Here is a 19,245-nt window from a genome sequence, read left to right on the forward strand (position 1 = left end):
AGGAGGGTATTATGAAAGTTCTGCTGCTCCCATTATTTCAATTCCCCACGGGACATTCAAAAGTTGCCAAAACAATTCAGGATAATATTCAAAGCCAATATCCTGATGCTGAAATCAAAATAGTCGACTTTCTTTCCTATTGCAGTGATAAGCTTGAGAAGCTGGTATCAGGGATATATTTAAAAGGTTTCCTGGGTGCCCCTTTCCTTTACAGGGCATTATATTACACCATTATGTATAAGCAGCACCCTTTTAAATTGCAGCCTGATTTACAGGTTCTATCCTATTATTTTGAACGAAAAATGCAGAAGTTCCTTGATGAAGAAAATCCGGATTTAATATTTTGCACTCATTCTTTTCCATCTGGAATCATCAGTTCACTAAAGCAAAAGGGACGATACCGGGACGTCACGGCGGTGAATGTTTACACGGATTTTTTTATTAATGATATATGGGGAAAACGGGAAATTGATTTTCATTTCGTACCTCATCCCGAGGCGAAGGAAAAGCTTATTAAAAAGCACAATATTCCTGATGAGCAAATTTTTGTAACAGGCATACCGGTTCATTCTGCGTATCACCTTCAGGTTCCATTTAAGAAAGATAACCGGATACGCCATATTCTGGTTGCAGGAGGAAACAGCGGCTTAGTAAACTGTGATTTTATAGTCGCTATGCAGAAGGTTCCTCATATTCGATTTCTGATCCTTTGCGGAAATAATGACGAATTATATAGCTCACTCCAAGCACTCGATTCAAAGCATATCGAGCCCATTGGATATATTGAAGACCCTTTTGAAATGAACCAGCTATATAATAAAGCCGATGCTATTTTGACCAAACCAGGCGGAGTTACAATTAGTGAAGCACTGCAAAAGAAACTTCCGATTCTGGTCCATACCTCACTCCCCGGACAAGAGGAAATCAATTTGGACTATTTGCTTGAGAAAAATCTGGTGCTTGTCATTAATGACAAGCACATTGCTGAACAGCTTAATAATGAAGAAGCTATACTTAGTCTAAGAAAACACATTGATTCCTATCTGGCAAAAGTCAATTGCCCATTGGACTATGCCATGTTCATGTCAATTAAAAGCACCGGCAGAAAAACGCCTGAAACTGTACATTCCATAAGAGCTATCCCCACTTTAAAGTGAAACTTCGCTCAGCTGGGCTCTGGAAGTAAGACTGCGATAAATAATTAACAGCCTGGAATCTTCAGGCTGTTTTCCATTTCAATCAAACGTTTGATTAATCAAACCCTCTTCATAAAGAATATCCTCAATCCCAGGGCTAGTTCCTTGATCATCCATGTTCTCATCACAGCCAACCGAAAAATAGGTATACGAATATTCATAACCATCTCCCTGTACACCGCCTGATCCGCCATATGAAATACAGCTTTCTGATATCGCTTCACGCTTCCCCTTTTATCCACATAATAGTACAAATCATCAATATATCCTTTACTTTGCGGTAAAGAGGTAATGGCATATCCTCTATCATTCACCCGTAATACATCGTACTTCCCTTCTGTCACAGGCACAGGGGCATTCTCTATTTCATGAACAATTCTCACCTGACCAGCATACCCTTTTGGAATCAGATAAAGATCATGAGTTTTTTCTTCCAAATCTGCCTGCTGAAGCATCCAAAAGCCCCCATCGGCAGCAGGCAGGCGATGAGAAGACCAGCTGCATTCAAGGCAATCCTCCACCCCCTGGCATCTCGCGGTCCCATTTCCGCCACTCGTCCACTAAAAAGAAAAGCACCGAAGCAATTAATATGTAAAAAGCAAACCCTTCCATAATAAAATAAGTGACAGCAGCCAAAATGGTATGTATAAATGCCGCCGCGGGAAACCGCCATATTGCTAGATTCTTAGTAAAAACCTCAGAAAGCAGCGACACTGGAACACCGTATATCACATTTCCGAAAAAGCAGTAAAAAAATCATAATCAGGAAGAAAGAAAACAGTTCCCCTTCAGACAAGAAAAAGAGAAGCCAAAAACCAAATGTAAAAAGAATGGAAGCCTGCAGGGCCGTTTTTATTTTAAATCCCAGCATAAGAAATAAATGAACCTCCTCTCTCTGTTGTGATTAATTTCACATATAACTAAGCATACATACAAGGTATCATTAACCTTTTATTTTCAACGTGCACAAAATTAATGCCAGGCGGCCTGCTTCCTTAACTAACAGACCCTTCCTCAATCACCTCTATTGCCCACCCGATCCCTTCTTCTACCATTTTTTCCGGAGGGTTCGTGTGTGGAGTGTATTCCATGACAAAAAATACATCCTTGCATTCTTTAGCTAAAAAATCCATCAGCTTCTTAATTTTATGATGATTGCCATCATTCTCATGAGATGGATGCACAGGCACCCAAATATATTTATCACCCTGATATTCAACATTATGTAAATGGACCACTCTTACAAACTCGGACCATTTTTCTATATAATTTATGGCCTTCTCGCCTGCGGCCAATATATAATCCCCAATATCGACACAGAGGCTGAGTCCGTATTTCTTCCTTGTCTCTACAGGAAAGCGGTCAAGATAATGAATCCCTGCTGGCGATTGCTGGAATCCCAATTTAGGTTCACACACAATCATAATCCCATACTTACTCTGAAAAAAACTGAGTTTCTTGAGTCCCTCCTCAATGATCTCTGCTGGATTCCCATTGGTTTCCTTTTTAAAGTAAGGAAAGTGCACCAATATGTATTCAGCTCCAAGCCGGGACATTCTTTCCACTTCCGTCTCAAACTGGATCCAGGCTTCCTTCGGATTTATACGGATCTTTTCCAGCAGATCGTATTTGCTTTGTCCCCGGAAAAGAGGCGAATGAAAACCAAAGCTTTTGTTTGTTTTACCCAGCATTTCAATAAAACAGCGGAAAGATTCTTCATCTTGAAATTCGCCTATCTCAATATGCGGCAAATGACGTTTAAAAAGTTCAGGAAACAGCTTGCTGTCTGACAAAATGACGCTTCCCGATATCCCTATATGATGAGCCATGATATCCCCTCTCTTATGTATTCTTATAGCAATCTTATCATACCTCATGTAACTTATTGGAAAATAGTGCCGTCTAATCATTAAAATACATGAGGAGACTTTTATGATAAAAAGAGTGTTTGGTTCCATTATCGCAGTACTGTTATTATTCATTCTTTTTTTCCGAAGCGGAATCATTCTGGATTCCATCGGCATTCATTTTGAAAATCCTTTGGCTAAGAAAATGGAAGTGCCTGCTGCTTATTCAAAGGCCGATTCTAATCAAAACGGCATTGCCGATCCGCTTGATATGGTCCTGACAGCCAGAAAAGAAGTGGAACAGCGCACGCCATATAAAAGTGCCTACTATGCGGGAGGATATCCGCCCGATGGTGAAGGTGTCTGTACAGATGTGGTTTGGAGGGGTTTCCAGGGGGCTGATGTAACCATAAAGGATCTTATTGATCAGGATATCGCCGAGAATACGGACTTGTATTCAAGAGTGAAGGGCAATCCTGATCCAAACATTGATTTCAGGAGGGTGCCAAACCAGAATGTCTTTTTCAGCCGCTTCGCAAAGTCATTAACAACAGAACTGATTCCAGGAGATATTAAGAACCTTCAGCAATGGCAGCCGGGTGACATTGTGGTTTTCCTTTCTCCTAAATTCGACCATGTTGCCATCATATCTGACAAACGGACGAAAGATGGCATTCCATATGTCATACATAACTCCACACCATTTGCAGCAGAAGTAAAACTCTCTTCTTTTAAGACTCCTATTACCGCTCATTACAGATGGGATTTTGAAAAAACGCCTGCACTGCCATAAAGCAGATGCAGGCGTTTTTCTTATTAAATACGAAAGTATAAAATTTTGAACTTCGATAACTGTCTAGCGCAAGCAGCCTCCCCCTTGAGGTCACAAGCTTGTCTAGCTCCGGCTCCTAGGAACCCGGGGCCATAAGGAACCGTCTTATCCCTGAGGCCCGCAGGACAAGGAAGGCTTCGTCAGCATAATCATCGCACGACCAAAAGCGGCAGATTATGGGAGGATGTAGGTCATGCAGACGTTGCCACAGGACAAGGAAAGCTACGGCAGCGATACATCGCACGACCGAAAGCGGTAGCTTTTGGGAGGACGTTGCGCTCTTAGCCTGCGTTCCTTTTTGAGCGAGGCGCTTGCGCTTTTCTTATCTTACTGCTGAAGGATTGCCTGCCGGCCACTCTTCGCAGGTGTAAGCCATCTCCCAGAAGCCAAGCTCCAGCTGGCAGCTTTTTCGGAAAGCATCCTTCATTCGCTGCCTTTCTTCCGGTGATGCCGCATCAGCAAGCTCATCCAAACGGTTTCTCATATTCATGGTCACAGCTTCGACCCTTAAATTTGCGTAAAAAGAGATCCATGGATAAAACGGATGGTTCTCATCTGGCTCATATTGCTTCATGAGTTCAAGCCCAATCTCCCAATAAGTCCATGGACAAGGCAATAATGCAGCAAGGATTTCACCCATGCCGCCTGTGTGGGCATGATACATCATATGCTTAACATAATGATCAGCTGTTGGAGGGAGCGGATAGCCCTGCAATGCCTCGTAATCCACGCCAATCTGCTGGCAGAAATTATGGTGGGGATGTACTTCGCTGTTCAATACAAATTCTATTTGCTGATTAAAATATGCAATATCCTTACGCTCTGCTGACTTTGAAATGGCAATCCCATAAATATGCATGAACGCATTCAGATACTCAAAGTCCGCTTTAATGTAATGGGCCAGTGCCTCTTTCGGCACGTCCCCTCTCCCGATACCCTGGACAAATGGGTGCTCAAATATCAGCTGAAACAAATCTTCATTTTCCTTGCGCAGAATCTCTGAAAAAGTCATAAAAATAGCCTCCTTATTAATTACAGAAGCTGCCGGGGAAAAAGCATGAGGATATAAAACGAGGTCCTCACTGCTTCCCTGCGCTGGCATTATCCAGATCAGGTTCCAAGGGACAAAGGAAAAGCTCCTTATCTCAGCCGTAGCGCCCCTAGCAGTTTTCTAACATTTTAATTGTTTTTTACCGATTTTCTAACTTGACGTTTTTCTCTCATAAATTTGGGATTTCGCTTATAACTCTTGAAAATCGCTCATTAAGTCAGATTTCTTTACTATGCTGCTTACTCATCCAGCTTCGCCAGCTCAAAATCATCATATATTCTGAACCAGATTCTTCTCTTTAACCTTTGCCAAAACCATCCAGCCTATGGCCGCACCGGCAATGCTGCTGACCAGGAATGGCGGCACAAAGAAGAATGCCCCAGCTGCGCTTCCCATGAGAACCTTTGCAAAAGGGACTGCAAACAATGCACCGATTATGCCGGTACCTACCACTTCTCCTACAGCAGCCCATATTTTCCGGCCGAACTTCAAATAAAGCACACCTGCCAAAAACGCTCCGATCATGCCGCCTGGAAACGCAAGCAGCGTCCCGAATCCAAGCAAATTACGAAGCAGGCCAATCATAAATGCCACAGCTGCTGCAGGCAGGGGCCAAGCGTCACCGCTGCCAATACATTCACCGCATGCTGCACCGGATAGGCCTTGGCTATGCCTGCCGGAAACCAGAGCAAATGGGATCCCAGTGTCCCAATTGCTACAAATAAAGCCATCGTAGTTAACAATCGGGTTCTGTTCATCTAAACCTCCTTTCTAAAGGGCCGCCTGATTGCTTATCAGGATGGGAAGTATGTATACAAAAAAGCCAGATTCCCTTAAGGACCTGGCTTGGTTTAAGTATATGAATTGACATATAGTCAAATCCTACTTCCCTCCGCTGGCATTAACCAGATCAGGTCCATAAGAGTCAGAAAGCTATAACGCGCTTTCCTCTCAGCCCGCACATTCGGGGCACCCCTAGTAGCTGCATAGATATTTAGTTTGATAAGCTATCTCAAGCTTAACAAATTATTCCGGCACTGTCATCAATCTTTTTGCTTATATACTTTTCTTGGTGCAATCAATGTATTAAGCGCTCTTCGATTTCTGCTGAGAAACTATCGAAGTAGCTTCAGACTTGCCATTTCCTTTAGACTCCCGACTCCTGCCAGAGAAAGTGACACTTTTGTTTCTTCAATAAAGTTGGCAAGTACTTTTTCAACTCCATTCTGCCCGCCAATGGCCAAACCGTACACATACGGCCTTCCCAGGCAAACTGCGTCGGCTCCTAATGCCAGTGCTTTGACCACATCGGAACCGCGGCGAATGCCGCTGTCAAACAATACTGGAATTCTTCCTTTGACTTCCTTCACAACCGGTCCAAGCGCATCAATCGCCGCAATCACTCCATCAAGCTGCCTGCCGCCATGATTGGAGACTATGATTCCGTCTATCCCTTTTTCAACGGCCAGCCTGGCATCTTCGGGATGGAGAATACCCTTTAATAGAATCGGCAGATTTGTTTTCTCTTTTAACCTAGCAATATGCTCCCAGCTCAAGGTTGGATGATGGATATTATCAAGGATTCCCTGAACTACATCACCGTCATGGAGAGTGGCCATAAAGACCGGGTCACTCTCATAGTTTGCTTTTCCATAGCCAAGCTTTAACGGTGAAAAATTGTTTCTTAGATCAGCTTCCCTCCACCCCATCATCACCGTATCTACTGTTAACACAATTGCTTCATAGCCTGATTCCTCCGCCCGGCGCACCATACTGAACGCAGCATCTTCATAATTGGACCAATATAATTGGAACCATTTTGGACTCGTGCCTGTTGCATTTGCGATTTCTTCAATGGAATAACTGGATACCGTGCTCTGGATAAAAGGAATTCCAAACGAAGCTGCCGCCCGGGCAGATGCAAGCTCTCCCTCACTGTGTTCAAGACGCTGCATTCCTATAGGTGCAAGGAATACTGGATAAGGATACGTTTTTCCAAATAAATTCACACTTATATCCGGCACTGATACATCTCTAAGCATCCTCGGTACAATTGAGTATTTTGCAAAGGATTCGATATTCTTTTTCAGCGTTTCTTCTCCCCCGGCTCCTGATTGGACATAGCCAAATCCGCCAGCTCCCATCACTTTCTCTGCTTCTTCTTCCAGTTCCTTAAATGAAATAGGAAAGTTTTCTGCGAAACTAATATTCTCTACTTTTGCCATATTCCAGCCCTGCCTTTTTTGAATTTATTGAAAATAATAACACTTTTTCAGATTTTATGAAACCATCTAATAAAATCATAAATTCGCAGTTACAGCCTTTCCTATACAAATTAGCCGCAATAAGCAGGGATTTCACAAAAAATCATGAATAAACATTTTAACCTTAATGAAATTGGAGTGTACAAAATGTTAATCAAACAGCCTTTTGATGAATTTCTGAAATTCCATTACGAAAGAGTCAGTGAAAGCAATATGAAAGTGACTTTGCCAATTCAGCCGCTCTTTATTAACAGCGCGGGGCTGGTTCATGGAGGCGTCATTTCCACTCTTGCGGATGTAGCGATGGGGAATATTTTCGAGCCGGATGAAAACCAGATGCAATCCGTGGTGACAGCTGATTTAAAGGTCACTTTCCTAAAGGGGGCGACAGGTGAATTTCTTATCGCCAATGCTCACCTTGTGAAGAGGGGCGCACCCTCAACCACACAGACTGCCTGATTTATAACGACCAGGATCAGCTGGTCGCCAAAGCATCGGGAATCTTCGCATCTATCTAAAGTGATTAATCCTATCGTTGCCTGAATAGTTTCGCTGACAGCGATAGGAGGAACCATTAAAGGTTAAAGACAGTCCTAATAGTTTCTATCCTTCTTCTTTTTATACAAGTGGGATACACTGTAAAATACCCCTATCACAACCGAAACGACTAATAAAAGCTGTGAGCCAGATAAAGATAAGGCATTGGCCAATGAAAGCGAGTAAGCCAGCAGCAAGGAAGTTAACATTTTGGAAATAGACGCAATTCCCAGGAACTTTTTAAATGAAACACCACCCATTCCTGCTCCAACACAAATGATCTCATCCGGCAATATCGGAATAACAAACATCAGCATTAGTATGGTGTTTTCATTTTTCTCCATGTATTTTTGGTATTTGATCAGATGCCGCTCTTTTATAAACCGGGATACAAGCTTTAATCCTCCTATCCTTGCAGTCAAGAACATAACAATAATCCCCGAAAGTGTACCTGTAAATCCAAGAAAGGCAGCGGCTGCGGGACCGAATACGGCACTTCCGGCAGGCAGTGTTACGGCTTCAGGAAGCGGCAACAGAATAGGCTGTAAAAAGCAAACCAGGAAAAAGATGAGCTTGCCCTCCGCTTCATATTCCCTCAGCATTCTCTCGAGCCCATAGGCATCAGTCAAAACAAGTATTTTTGTTAAATAAAAGGTCATAAAAACTATTAACAGCAGACAGAACATATAAATAAGTGCCAGTCTGCTGTATTTCAATCGGGATAACTTGCCTGCAGCAAAAAAGTAAAAATCCATCACTAATATGGCAGCCATGCCTGCAATAATACCCCATTTATAAGCCGGCAAAAGTGTCGGCATATAATTAAACAATATATACAATGCTAATAAAATGATAAGTCCATGAAAACTAACTTCAATTTTTCCATTCATACATTTTCCCCTTCTTGCTTTTCTTAACTATAGTTTAGAAGAGAATACAAAGAGGATTAAGCTCCCTTAGCATTAAAATAAGCTAAGGCCAGAGACTTAAATATTAAAAAAGCAGGACTTATCCTGCTTTTTTAATACTCTATCTCATCATAATCCTTAGGCTGCGGAACCGGCTGATCCCCTTTATACTTTCCAAACTCATTGACAAGTTCCCTCTCTTCTTTTGGGCCTTGTGTCTGTTTCTTATTTTGCTCATCTTTTCCAGACAACTCATTTGCTCCTTCCTTATGGTTCTTTAAATTAATATGTACTCATTACTTTCATTTCACGCATAATTAGCAGGATTTTTCCTGCACTCTGTAAAATAGGTAAAAAACTCGATATAAAAGGAGGGTCCAAATGTTTATTTCACATATTGCTACTGTTGAGATACCAGTTTCAAACTTGGAGCGGTCAGTAGCATTTTATGTAGAGGTTCTTGGTGTTAAAGTTGAATTCAAAGGTGAGAAAAATGCTATGCTAAGCTTTCAAGCAAAGGGTGTTCCAACAATCTTCCTTGTAGAAACCGAAGACAGAAAGTCATTATCTTTTTCCAATTCCCATAATGGTGTCGAACACAGCATCATTGATTTCTATACACAATCCTTAGAAGAGTTCCATCATTGGCTGCAGGTGAAAAACATTGAAGTTGGTCCGCTTAATATTAATGAGGAACATGGCTTTGGAGGATTTGGCTTTAAGGATCCGGATGGCAATCTGCTTAGCGCATGCAACGTGCTGCATAAAGGCCAATAAAGAAAAAAGCCTCAAGCCTCAATTTACAAACCAGGCTGGTAAAAGGGAAAAAGGTTGAAAAACTGCGAATTCAGATGATTAATAAGAAGGAGATTCCCATGGTAAGATTAGAACCTTTTACAGAAAAAGATTTCGATTTGCTCATCAGCTGGATCAGTACACCGGAATTAATGGTTCAGTGGAGCGGTGCCCATTTCAAATTCCCCCTTAATCATGAGCAGCTTGCTAAGTATATAAGCTCTGCAAATCTGGAAACCAGCTCGGAATATATCTGCAAAGTTTTGGCAAACGATGAAATCGTCGGTCATATTTCCCTTGGCAGAGTTGACCGTGTCAACGAAACTGCGAGGATTGGCAAGGTTTTCATCAGCCCCACAGCACGGGGGAAAGGGTATGCTTCAGAAATGATTCATCAAATCCTGAACTTTGCCTTCCAAGAGCTGAAATTAAATAGAATCAGCCTTGGGGTTTTTGATTTTAATTTGCCTGCTATTAAGATTTACGAGCAGGCAGGGTTCCAAAAAGAGGGACTTCTTAGGCAGACCAATAAAGTTAGAAATAAATATTGGAACTTGATAGAAATGAGCATCCTGAAAGCTGAATGGCAGGCCAGACCCGGGCTCATGGGTATTCAATCAAACATTTGATTGAATGATCCTCTACATAAAAAACAGGGCGGTATACTCCGCCCTGTTTGATTTAGCTTGCTTTTTCTTCAGCCGGCACTTCCTGTTTTTCCTTGAAAGAAACCATCCAGCTAATGCTATTCCAATTAAGACTACATAGAAAGTAGTTTTCCATTCGGTCGATTTGGCAAATCCTTCAGGCAGGATCGCCAGCGCCGGATGGGACATTGTATAGACAGCCAGTTTGACACCAACCCAGCCGACAATACCAAATGCTGCAACCTCAAGTCCAGGTCTCCTGTGAAGCAGATCGACAAAGAGGTTTGCAGCAAAACGCATAATGATCAATCCGATCATACCCCCGGCAAAGATGACAAAGAACTTTCCGCCGTCAAGTCCGCCTATATGGCCAAGTCCTGAATCCGGAAGGGCCACGGCCAGAGCGACCGCTGCCAGAATGGAATCTACAGCGAATGCAATATCAGCCAGCTCAACCTTAAATACTGTCAGCCAAAAACCAGATTGTTTCTTTTCTTTCGTTACTCCTGCTTCTTCCTCGCCTTTTTTTACAAGGAATTTTCTTAATATATGATTAGCAGCGATAAACAGAAGGTATAGCGCTCCAATGGCTTGAACCTGCCATACATCTACTAGATATGAAATCGCAAATAACGATCCAAAGCGGAAAACAAACGCTCCAGCTAACCCGTAAAATAAAGCCTTCTTCCTCTGCTCCTCCGGAAGATGCTTAACCATAATCGCCAGCACCAGCGCGTTATCAGCAGCCAATAAACCCTCCAGCGCCACAAGCAGCAGCAATACCCATCCATACTCAAGTATTAGTGATAATTCCATCTAAACACCCTCCCTTATTTCACCTTTGTATATTTTTCGTCTACACGTTTTTCAATTTTAGCCAGCAATTCTTGATCTCTCAGCAGCTCTTCTTTGTTTTTCTTAATTAATTCTGCAAATGATACTCTAGCTTTTTTCATCTTGGTCTCCTTTCCTTCTATTTTTTAAGTATTGAAAGCTTCGCACTGTTTCCCTGCAGTTATGTCGATTGAGGATTTCCATTGCCAAGCTATATCAGGCAATAAAAAAACCTCTACCAGCAAGCGGTAAAGGTTTAAAAAACAAAAAGACCTTTACCCGAAACAGGCAAAGGTCTTGCTAACAACGTTAAGGTTGCCAACAAAGCCGGGAGCTCTAAACTCCGAAATGACGACTCTGCTGTAAAAGCTACTCCCCTTTAGGAGAAACTATTCAACTATACGTTAATCATATTCTATTTTTCTTAAGGTGTCAACCCTTATGCAAATCGGTAATAAATCAGAATGAATGTCGCAAGGACGAAAATAAAGTTCAGGAAAACAAACACAAATTGATCTGCCCTGGTTTTATGAAGCTTAATAGGCGGGTTATAAAAAGACACCCCTTCAATGATGAAGATAATCAGGACAATATGGATCATAAAATGGCCGATTACTTCTGTCATTCCAAACAGCATCGTGGTTGTAATAAAAATAACCGTAACCACAAAGCCAACTACCCGGTTAAGGATCCCTACCACTAGAAGGTAACCGACAACAAACTCAATGAATGCAGCCATAACAACGAATGCAGCCGGGGCAAAGCCGAATGTGGGAACTCCGTGATTGGCTACAATATCAAGAGACATGCTTGGATATACCCATTTTTCAACAGCCACCCAGCATAAAGATAAACCTGTGCCTAAATAAAGGAATGGAAATCCAACCTGCTCAAGCTTTGTGCTGCCGACCAGCAAGACTCCAATAATGGCAACATAATATCCATAATCAAGCATATGGAAAATGCCATTCCAAAGGGTAACGTACACAAATAGCCCCAATAAAATAACGGCTCCGGCCTTTGTAGAGATGTGATGCGGAATAAGCAGAAAGCCAATTGCTGCCCAAGTTAGAATCATTGCAATCGTATTGGTTAAATAAAATTCAGGCGCAAATAATGTTCCATTCGTCACCTGTATTATTAATGCCGCGGCTGTACCATACTTAAGGATATACCTGCTATATTTGCGGAATCCTGAGAGCCAGTCATCCAGCTTTTTAACTTTGTCCCATTGCGCTGTCCTTGGGATAATCAATGTCAGCATCGCAAGGACAATCGCAGCTGTCAGTGCCAGTCCCAAAAATAAAGGTGATAATATATTTTCAATCGTTTCCTTTTGAGGTGTCACATTTGTGAACCATTTCACATGTGCGCTCGCAAAAAAAGGCGTCATAACCAATCCTGCTATTAATAAAAACTGGAATATTTTTTTCATGATGATCGTGCCTCCCTGATGGCATTTTAGGTAAACAATATAAGTACAGTATTAATATATAATACTTTTCATTCCAGTGGATGAATCAAAAATGAACAATATGTGAAATATTTCACATATTGTTCGCAATAAAAATACAGGCTAATTCGCTTGCCTGTATTTTTATTTCCTACTTTTCTTTTTTCAAGGCTGAAAGTACCGGCTTTTGCTCTTCCTTCTTTTCCTCATCTGATACCAAATCCTTTGCCGCACTTTTAAACTCCGTTAAGGTCCGCCCAAATGCCCGCCCGATTTCAGGAAGCTTGGATGGCCCAAATATGATCAACGCAATGACAAGAACGAGAATTAAGCCTGGAATGCCAATGTTGGAAATCATCTTCTCACCGTCCCGTTAATGTAATACCTTTTCTCGCTTTTTCTTAAGCTGCTTTTCATGTGCCCTTGAATGAGCGTGATGGCGATCTTCTTCCACCTCAGAAGAGATTCCAGCCCCCTGAGGTACAGCAGATGCCGATACCTGCTTCAAGCCAGCCTGATCTTTTTCAAAAATAAATGATGCTCTTGTTGAAATATCCGCTCCAGGCTCTGTTACGAAAGGAAGAACCCGATAATCTGCACGCCATTGCTCTGGTGTTACCCGGCAGCGGACATAGCCTCTATAATTATTAAAGAACTTAATATGCGGATTTTCTGCAAGCGTCTTTTCCGTATCCGCTCTCACATCTGATCCGTTTCCTCCTGATGTGATAGAGGTTCCGACAAATTCAGCCCCAATCAGCTTTGCATTTGGATCATTATAGTCTGTTAGAATATTCGAAGCCCAGCTTGCATGGACATCCCCAGTCAGAACGATTAGGTTTCCGATATTGTTTGAAACAGCAAAATCTGTCAGACGCTGCCGGGCAGCAGGGTAACCATCCCATGCATCCATGCTGAACTTCGGCGAAGCAATTGATCCAAAATTTCTCTGGGCAAAGAACACCTGCTGTGCAAGTACATTCCAATGCGCATTGGAGCTGGCTAGATTGCTTTCAACCCATTGTTCCTGTTCATTGCCAAGGAGAGTGCGGGTTGGATCAAGCGACTCCGGAGTATGCGGCTTGCTGCCATCACCATTTGCCTGGTCATCCCGATATTGCCGGGAGTCAAGCACAAGGAATGACGCTAGGCTGCCATAGCTGAATTCCCTATACAGCTGCATACCATCACCATTTGGCATGGAAGATAACCGGAGCGGCATGTGCTCATAGTAAGCCTGATAAGCAGCTGCACGGCGTTTAATAAATGCTTCTGCCGACTGGCCTTTTTCCGGAATCCCAGCTGCATAGTTATTTTCCACTTCGTGGTCATCCCAAGTGACTACCCAAGGGAAAGCAGCATGCGCTTCTCTCAGATGCGGATCCGTTTTGTACTGGGCATGGCGATTCCGGTAATCTTCGAGAGAGATAATTTCCTGTCCGCTATGATGACGGACATTTCCTGTTGGTGAAATATATTCATTTGGTCCATATTCATATATGTAGTCACCAAGGTGAATGACAAGATCCAGATTTTCCTTTGCCATATGCTGATAGGCTGTAAAAAATCCATGTTCATACTGCTGGCATGAAGCAAATGCAAATGATAGCCCTGATACTTTGGCACCCGCAGCCGGAAGCGTCTTTGTTTTCCCAATTGGGCTTAATTCATTGCCGCTTTTAAAACGATAATAATAGACAGTGTCCGGCATTAAGCCTTCTGCCTCCACATGCACAGAATGCGCCAAATCCGGCACTGCAATTTCTGTCCCGCGTTTAACAACTTTTCGGAAATGTTCATCTGCAGCAAGTTCCCATTTGACTGGGACAGCATGATGAGGCATCCCGCCTCCATTAAGCGGATCTGGTGCAAGCCTTGTCCATAAAACCACACTGTCCGAAAGAGGATCTCCTGATGCCACACCGAGGGTAAAAGGATATTTGCTGAACTTAGGAGCTGCATCAACCGTTAGATTACCCACCCCTAATGATTGCGCCATAGCCAGCGCAAGCGAAAAACCGGCAATTTTCCCTGCACCAGATAGAAAGCTCCGGCGGTCAATGTCCCTCTTTAAGTTCTCTTCATTAAACTTCCTGATTAAATCATCAATCGATCTCTCATGTCCCATTTTTCTTCACCTCTTAAATCAATCTGGATTCACAGTTGATTATAAGAGGCTATTTTTAAAGCAATATGAAGATGTGTAAAGGAGAATGACAATACCTCTGCCTATTTTATCAGGACTTTGTAAGCATTAGGTTATTCATTCAACCTATAATCCAGACTTGCAGCCAAAATCCCTTTGTGCCCCTGTAACATTTGTCCCAGCTATTTTTACAATATATACATAGAATATTAACGAATCCTGTCAAAATCTTTTAGTTTACTAATCTATAAATAGTGTTTATGATGATAGTTATAATCTTGAAAAGGGGTGAGGGAATGAAAAAAATGAAGTTACTGCCACTTTTAATGCTGTCTGTATTTTTATCCTTCCTCATCACCCAATACCCTGGTGTCCATTTTAATGATATTCCAATGGACCAAAGCAAAGCGGTAACGGTTTCGGACTTTACCGAGAGCTTTCTATTAAAAGATGATCCTAAAAAACATATCTTCACACAGGATATGCTTTCTATAGCCATCATAAACCTAACCATTATCCTTTTTGTATACAGTGCCCTTCACATCATCGCCCGCAGAAAAAAGATATTTTATACCCCCATCTTCTACGAGGCGAATTATGTAATCCACACTCCTTAATTGTCCAACAAAACAATTGAAGGAGGAAACGAATAATGTGGATTCGATTCTTAATGATTGGCTTATTTTCATTAACAGCTTCCAGCCTGTTCTTTTATCAGGGAATGGAAATGTATCATGCTTTCACAGACTTCTTTAGACAAAAATAAGAAGCTGGCGCCCAGGGACTCCCTGGGCGTTTTTAATGCTTTTATCAAGGGGAAACTACCTATCTGCATTAGTTTCCTTCGTCCCCTTTTCATCTTCTTCTGGGGCACTACCCATTCTTATTATCTCCCTTCACTCCCGCTTGCCTCTCCTTCAAAGGCAATGTTCATCCTTATCAGTTCTCCTCACCCCCGCTTATCTCTCCCCAAAGGCCCTATTCATCCTTATTAGTTCCCTTCACTCCTCTTGCCTCTCCTCAAAGACGCTATTCTCCCTCATTAGCTCCCTTCGTTCATTTCCTGCTCTTCCGCAGACACTAATCTCAATAAGTCTCGCGCCATTTTCACTTCTTAACCCAGCTCCATAAAAAAACACCCGGCCTGTTTTACTCCCAGACCGGGTGTACTCTCTTACTGCGCTCTTGCATATTTATCGTCTATTTTCTTTTCAATTTTTTCAAGCTCCCGGCTATCTTTTAAAAGCTCTTCTTTATTTGCCTTAATCATTTCAAGCATTGATAATTTTTTCTTTTTCATTTCTGCTCACCTTCTCTCATGATGTCTGTAATCTCCTGGATGCTGGATCTATTTTTTTTGACAGAGTATGGTGTCTGTCTATCACCTAAAAAACAATCGTCTTATTTCCATGCACAATGACTTTGTCTTCCACATGCCAGGCGACTGCCTGAGCGAGGACCTGTCTTTCTACATGCCGTCCTGCAATTTTGAGATCCTGTGCAGTGTGGCGGTGATTAACCCGCTGGACATCCTGTTCAATGATTGGGCCTTCATCCAAATCATTCGTTACATAATGAGCTGTTGCCCCAATCAGCTTTACTCCGCGGTTAAACGCCCGTGCATAAGGATTGGCTCCCACGAAGGCTGGCAGAAAGCTATGATGGATATTGATAATCCTGTTTGGATATTTAGAAATAAAGCTAGGCGAAAGGATCTGCATATATCTCGCGAGCACAATGAAATCCACTTTTCCTTCCAGAAGCTCCACCGACTTTTGCTCAGCTTCAGCTTTAGTGTCAGGTGTAATCGGAATATGATGATAAGGTATTCCGAAACCCTCCACCACTTCCCTCATGTCGGGATGATTGCTGATCACCAAGGGAATATCCACTTCAAGCTCCTTCGATTTCCAGCGCCATAGGAGCTCCAGCAGACAGTGATCCATCTTAGAAACAAAAATAGCCATCCGCTTGCGCTCGCCTTTGCCGCTCAGCTTCCACTCCATTGAGTATTCCCTGGCCATTTCAGGCAGATCCTCTTTCAGTTTTGAAAAGGACTCATCAAAATGATTCATATCGAATTCAATCCGCATAAAGAATATGCCTGCCAGCGGATCGGTTGTATGCTGGTCAAAATGGACAATATTAGCCTTATGCTCCAGCAGGAAATTGGAGACTGTGGAGATTATGCCCGGCCGCTCAGGACAAGATATCAGCAATGTCGCCCTGTTTGCATTGATATTTTTATTCATATAGATTCCTCCATCTGCATTTCCCGAAGCTGCCATCCATATAAAAAGGACAGAAAAAAGGCGGCTTCTTCATCCCCCTTCTCTGTCCTTTTACCTGAGAGTTTAACCCCTTTGGTGTCGCAGGATTCCTGCGCGCTCTCCAGAGATGCGTCCGACTGCGGTTCTGTCTACCTGAGAGATTGGCTTCAAGGGTATTTTTGAAGCTTGCTCCTTCGGTGGCTACTAAATGCTCTCTCCCGCAGCCGTCATTCGCTCAATATTTTTGTTATTTTCAGAATAATACATTATTTAGGCTGTGTCAATCGAACTGCGTTTCTTTCACAAAATTGCCACAATTATAACCTGACTATTTTTCTTTCAATATCATTTGAGAATAAAGGGCAAATAAAAAAGCCTGAAGACAATGTCTCCAAGCCGTTTTCTATACAGCCGCTTTCGGTTTTGGTTCCTTTTTTTGCCAGGCAATCGTGATACACAATGTAACGATCAATAGGGCCAGACCGAGAACAAACGGATAGGTTATCTGCACATCGTAAAGTACGCCGGCAATCGTTGGTCCAAGTACATTTCCAATGCTCATATAAGCATTATTCATCCCCATCGCAAATCCCTGCTCATTGCCAGCCATTTTTGAGATAAGCGTGGTTAAAACCGGACGCAGGATGGAAGTGGCCAGGAAAATGATCAGTGAAATGAAAAAGAATAGTGCATAACTTCCTGCAAACAGCGACACAAGGAAACCTGACGCCGCAACAGCCAAGAAGATATTCAATACCTTTCCTTCTCCGAATTTATTAACCACCCGATCGACTACAAATAACTGAACAATAACACTAATAACCCCCGTTGAAGTCACCATAATGGCGATTTCCTGCGGAGTAGCAGCAAACTCATTATCAAGATAAAGCCCCAGCACTGATTCATATGCCATTAGTCCAAAGCTCATCACCAATGTGATAACAAGCGGAATAAAATATGGCTTCTTAACAGACATTGCCAGCTTCTTGACCATTGGTTCCTCTTCAGGCATCTCTCCCGGCACCGTCTGCAATGTGCTGCTCTCTTCGAGGAGCATAATTGAAAAAATAACTGCAACTAGAGATACAAGCGCTGAAATCAGAAATGGCATTTTCAATCCGAAGTCAGCCAAAAATCCGCCAATTCCAGGTCCGACCACGATTCCAAGTGACATCGCAGCTGAGACAAGGCCATTCCCTTTTGCACGCTGCTCCATGGTTGTAATATCTGCAATGTAGGCAAAAATAGCTGGAATCAGCAATGCTGCTCCAACGCCTCCAATGACACGAGAAAAATATAGCAGCCATATGGAATCCACTGCATAAAAGACAAGCATGGATAAAGTCAAACCAGCTAACCCGTAAATAATCATCTTTCTGCGGCCGTATTGGTCAGCCCATTTCCCTGCAATGGGTGAAAAAATCAGCTGGGCACCCGCAAAAATGGCAATCATCAAGCCTGCTGCCGTTCCACCCTGATTAATGGATTCCAAATAAGCGGGCAAAATCGGAATAATAATCCCAAAGCTTCCGATCGCAATAAACATATTGATCATTAGTATGACCATCTTTTTCTTTTGATCCCCAGACATAGCGGATACCCCTCCTTCTATATGTGAAAAATTTACATTAAATTATTTAGCACGCTAAATAGCTTATAATGAGACAGGCTGCTTTGTCAAAGGAAAAATAATAGAAGCTCCAGCATGTACTGAAGCCTCTTGTATTCACCCTTTGAATTTGTCTGGGAATTGCTTCACAACTGCATCTGAAATGGCATCTGCCATCATGATAATATGCGACAATCCATCATCAATTGAAACAATTCTTGCATCCCAATCCTTAACCAGGCTCGCTGTTAAATCATCCGTCACCAATTCGAGGTGCGTGTACAGCAATTTTTTTACATCTTCATTTTGCAAATTAGGATTGGCTCCGCTTAGAAAAGCAGCAATCTCATCTGCATTGCGATGCCATATTTTGTTCAGCTGATTCACTTTTGCGCCTTGCCCGCTCTTGGCAGCTTCAACAATATCTCCGGCAATAACAATATGCTCCTTAAGCAGCTCTGTAAGCTTATTACCTGCAGCATCTCCATAATAAGGCTTTATCGAATTGCCGATATCCTCCTGGTTTTTCAAAAGCCTTGCCAGAACCTGCTTCTGATCCTCCGCTCCGGCAGTTGTGGCACTTGTAATGTAATTGCTTGTCCATAATACATGGTCGACCCATAACCTGCGGAATTCATTTCCAAATTTAACCTCTGATTGGGTGATACACGGTTTCTGTGCAGCCGCATTGCCTGGAGCTGTTAGCATATTCAGCGGCAGCAGCAGCATTATTCCCAATATCAATACTTTCTTCATATCCTTTTCTCCTTCCAGATTGAAAAAGTTTCCTTCTTATTTTGATTATCTTAAGATTTTTCATTCCAAAAAATAAAGCTCGAGGCTAATGCCCCAAGCT

General features: G+C 42.4%; 21 protein-coding genes, 1 pseudogene and 3 riboswitches. Of the genes and pseudogenes, 6 read left to right on the top strand and 16 right to left on the bottom strand.

Going from position 1 to position 19,245, the window contains the following annotated elements:
- The first annotated feature begins 11 nt into the window (after positions 1–11).
- Positions 12–1,157: an MGDG synthase family glycosyltransferase gene (locus M5V91_RS20120; protein WP_284521463.1), complete on the top strand. Its 1,146-nt coding sequence runs from the start codon at positions 12–14 to the stop codon at positions 1,155–1,157.
- Between the two features lie 98 nt (positions 1,158–1,255).
- On the opposite strand, the gene M5V91_RS20125 is transcribed toward M5V91_RS20120, so the two are convergent.
- Positions 1,256–1,651: a DUF6843 domain-containing protein gene (locus M5V91_RS20125; protein WP_284521464.1), complete on the bottom strand. Its 396-nt coding sequence runs from the start codon at positions 1,649–1,651 to the stop codon at positions 1,256–1,258.
- A 540-nt stretch (positions 1,652–2,191) separates the two neighbouring features.
- Positions 2,192–3,025, bottom strand: a complete 834-nt coding sequence (locus M5V91_RS20130) for a TIM barrel protein (RefSeq protein ID WP_284521465.1) — start codon at positions 3,023–3,025, stop codon at positions 2,192–2,194.
- Positions 3,026–3,128: 103 nt separating this feature from the next.
- On the opposite strand from M5V91_RS20130, the gene M5V91_RS20135 reads away from it, so the two are divergent.
- Entirely contained in the window at positions 3,129–3,836 is a 708-nt protein-coding gene (locus M5V91_RS20135; RefSeq protein ID WP_251175349.1) for a DUF1287 domain-containing protein, read from the top strand.
- A 361-nt stretch (positions 3,837–4,197) separates the two neighbouring features.
- Here the strand turns inward: M5V91_RS20135 and tenA are convergent, their stop codons facing one another.
- The 3 genes and pseudogenes from tenA to M5V91_RS20150 all read right to left on the bottom strand — a co-directional run bounded on the left by tenA (position 4,198) and on the right by M5V91_RS20150 (position 7,151).
- Complete coding sequence (tenA, locus tag M5V91_RS20140) at positions 4,198–4,887, bottom strand: thiaminase II (protein ID WP_251175350.1); 690 nt, start codon at positions 4,885–4,887, stop codon at positions 4,198–4,200.
- A 58-nt stretch (positions 4,888–4,945) separates the two neighbouring features.
- Positions 4,946–5,047, bottom strand: a riboswitch (TPP riboswitch).
- Positions 5,048–5,196: 149 nt separating this feature from the next.
- Positions 5,197–5,684, bottom strand: a pseudogene (gene thiW, locus M5V91_RS20145) (energy coupling factor transporter S component ThiW).
- A 112-nt stretch (positions 5,685–5,796) separates the two neighbouring features.
- A riboswitch (TPP riboswitch) is annotated at positions 5,797–5,913 on the bottom strand.
- Between the two features lie 128 nt (positions 5,914–6,041).
- Positions 6,042–7,151 carry an alpha-hydroxy-acid oxidizing protein gene (locus M5V91_RS20150; RefSeq protein ID WP_071156456.1) on the bottom strand — a complete coding sequence of 370 codons (1,110 nt, stop codon included), beginning with the start codon at positions 7,149–7,151 and terminating at the stop codon, positions 6,042–6,044.
- A 186-nt stretch (positions 7,152–7,337) separates the two neighbouring features.
- On the opposite strand from M5V91_RS20150, the gene M5V91_RS20155 reads away from it, so the two are divergent.
- Complete coding sequence (locus M5V91_RS20155) at positions 7,338–7,649, top strand: PaaI family thioesterase (RefSeq protein ID WP_284521466.1); 312 nt, start codon at positions 7,338–7,340, stop codon at positions 7,647–7,649.
- Between the two features lie 134 nt (positions 7,650–7,783).
- On the opposite strand, the gene M5V91_RS20160 is transcribed toward M5V91_RS20155, so the two are convergent.
- Together M5V91_RS20160 and M5V91_RS20165 are read right to left on the bottom strand one after the other, a co-directional pair.
- Positions 7,784–8,617: a TVP38/TMEM64 family protein gene (locus M5V91_RS20160; RefSeq protein WP_009335908.1), complete on the bottom strand. Its 834-nt coding sequence runs from the start codon at positions 8,615–8,617 to the stop codon at positions 7,784–7,786.
- A 131-nt stretch (positions 8,618–8,748) separates the two neighbouring features.
- Positions 8,749–8,886, bottom strand: a complete 138-nt coding sequence (locus M5V91_RS20165) for a hypothetical protein (RefSeq protein ID WP_019380083.1) — start codon at positions 8,884–8,886, stop codon at positions 8,749–8,751.
- A gap of 130 nt (positions 8,887–9,016) precedes the next feature.
- On the opposite strand from M5V91_RS20165, the gene M5V91_RS20170 reads away from it, so the two are divergent.
- Together M5V91_RS20170 and M5V91_RS20175 are read left to right on the top strand one after the other, a co-directional pair.
- Positions 9,017–9,412: a VOC family protein gene (locus tag M5V91_RS20170; RefSeq protein ID WP_009335909.1), complete on the top strand. Its 396-nt coding sequence runs from the start codon at positions 9,017–9,019 to the stop codon at positions 9,410–9,412.
- Between the two features lie 98 nt (positions 9,413–9,510).
- A complete protein-coding gene (locus M5V91_RS20175; RefSeq protein WP_192908066.1) occupies positions 9,511–10,059 on the top strand; it encodes a GNAT family N-acetyltransferase in 549 nt (182 codons plus the stop codon).
- 12 nt (positions 10,060–10,071) lie between these two features.
- Here the strand turns inward: M5V91_RS20175 and M5V91_RS20180 are convergent, their stop codons facing one another.
- The 5 genes from M5V91_RS20180 to phoD form a co-directional block, all read right to left on the bottom strand.
- On the bottom strand, positions 10,072–10,893 hold the full coding sequence (locus tag M5V91_RS20180) for a TerC family protein (RefSeq protein WP_284521467.1): 822 nt from the start codon (positions 10,891–10,893) through the stop codon (positions 10,072–10,074).
- 14 nt (positions 10,894–10,907) lie between these two features.
- Positions 10,908–11,033: an FbpB family small basic protein gene (locus M5V91_RS20185; RefSeq protein ID WP_019380085.1), complete on the bottom strand. Its 126-nt coding sequence runs from the start codon at positions 11,031–11,033 to the stop codon at positions 10,908–10,910.
- A gap of 317 nt (positions 11,034–11,350) precedes the next feature.
- Positions 11,351–12,346: a hypothetical protein gene (locus M5V91_RS20190; RefSeq protein WP_251175352.1), complete on the bottom strand. Its 996-nt coding sequence runs from the start codon at positions 12,344–12,346 to the stop codon at positions 11,351–11,353.
- 169 nt (positions 12,347–12,515) lie between these two features.
- A complete protein-coding gene (gene tatAD / locus M5V91_RS20195) occupies positions 12,516–12,722 on the bottom strand; it encodes a sec-independent protein translocase protein TatAD (RefSeq protein WP_009335913.1) in 207 nt (68 codons plus the stop codon).
- Between the two features lie 15 nt (positions 12,723–12,737).
- Positions 12,738–14,492: an alkaline phosphatase PhoD gene (phoD, locus tag M5V91_RS20200; RefSeq protein ID WP_251175353.1), complete on the bottom strand. Its 1,755-nt coding sequence runs from the start codon at positions 14,490–14,492 to the stop codon at positions 12,738–12,740.
- Between the two features lie 314 nt (positions 14,493–14,806).
- Here phoD and M5V91_RS20205 point away from each other — a divergent pair, with 314 nt between their 5' ends.
- Positions 14,807–15,127: a hypothetical protein gene (locus M5V91_RS20205; RefSeq protein WP_009335915.1), complete on the top strand. Its 321-nt coding sequence runs from the start codon at positions 14,807–14,809 to the stop codon at positions 15,125–15,127.
- A gap of 557 nt (positions 15,128–15,684) precedes the next feature.
- On the opposite strand, the gene M5V91_RS20210 is transcribed toward M5V91_RS20205, so the two are convergent.
- The 4 genes from M5V91_RS20210 to M5V91_RS20225 form a co-directional block, all read right to left on the bottom strand.
- Positions 15,685–15,810, bottom strand: coding sequence for an FbpB family small basic protein (locus M5V91_RS20210; protein WP_139266815.1), 126 nt, complete (start codon positions 15,808–15,810; stop codon positions 15,685–15,687).
- A gap of 85 nt (positions 15,811–15,895) precedes the next feature.
- Positions 15,896–16,762, bottom strand: a complete 867-nt coding sequence (gene purU, locus M5V91_RS20215) for a formyltetrahydrofolate deformylase (protein WP_019380091.1) — start codon at positions 16,760–16,762, stop codon at positions 15,896–15,898.
- Between the two features lie 148 nt (positions 16,763–16,910).
- Positions 16,911–17,011: riboswitch (glycine riboswitch) on the bottom strand.
- Between the two features lie 172 nt (positions 17,012–17,183).
- Positions 17,184–18,371 carry an MFS transporter gene (locus M5V91_RS20220; RefSeq protein WP_009335917.1) on the bottom strand — a complete coding sequence of 396 codons (1,188 nt, stop codon included), beginning with the start codon at positions 18,369–18,371 and terminating at the stop codon, positions 17,184–17,186.
- 135 nt (positions 18,372–18,506) lie between these two features.
- A complete protein-coding gene (locus tag M5V91_RS20225) occupies positions 18,507–19,145 on the bottom strand; it encodes a hypothetical protein (protein ID WP_009335918.1) in 639 nt (212 codons plus the stop codon).
- Between the last annotated feature and the right edge of the window lie 100 nt (positions 19,146–19,245).

This window comes from Cytobacillus pseudoceanisediminis (assembly GCF_023516215.1).
Taxonomy (GTDB): Bacteria; Bacillota; Bacilli; order Bacillales; family Cytobacillaceae; genus Cytobacillus; species Cytobacillus pseudoceanisediminis.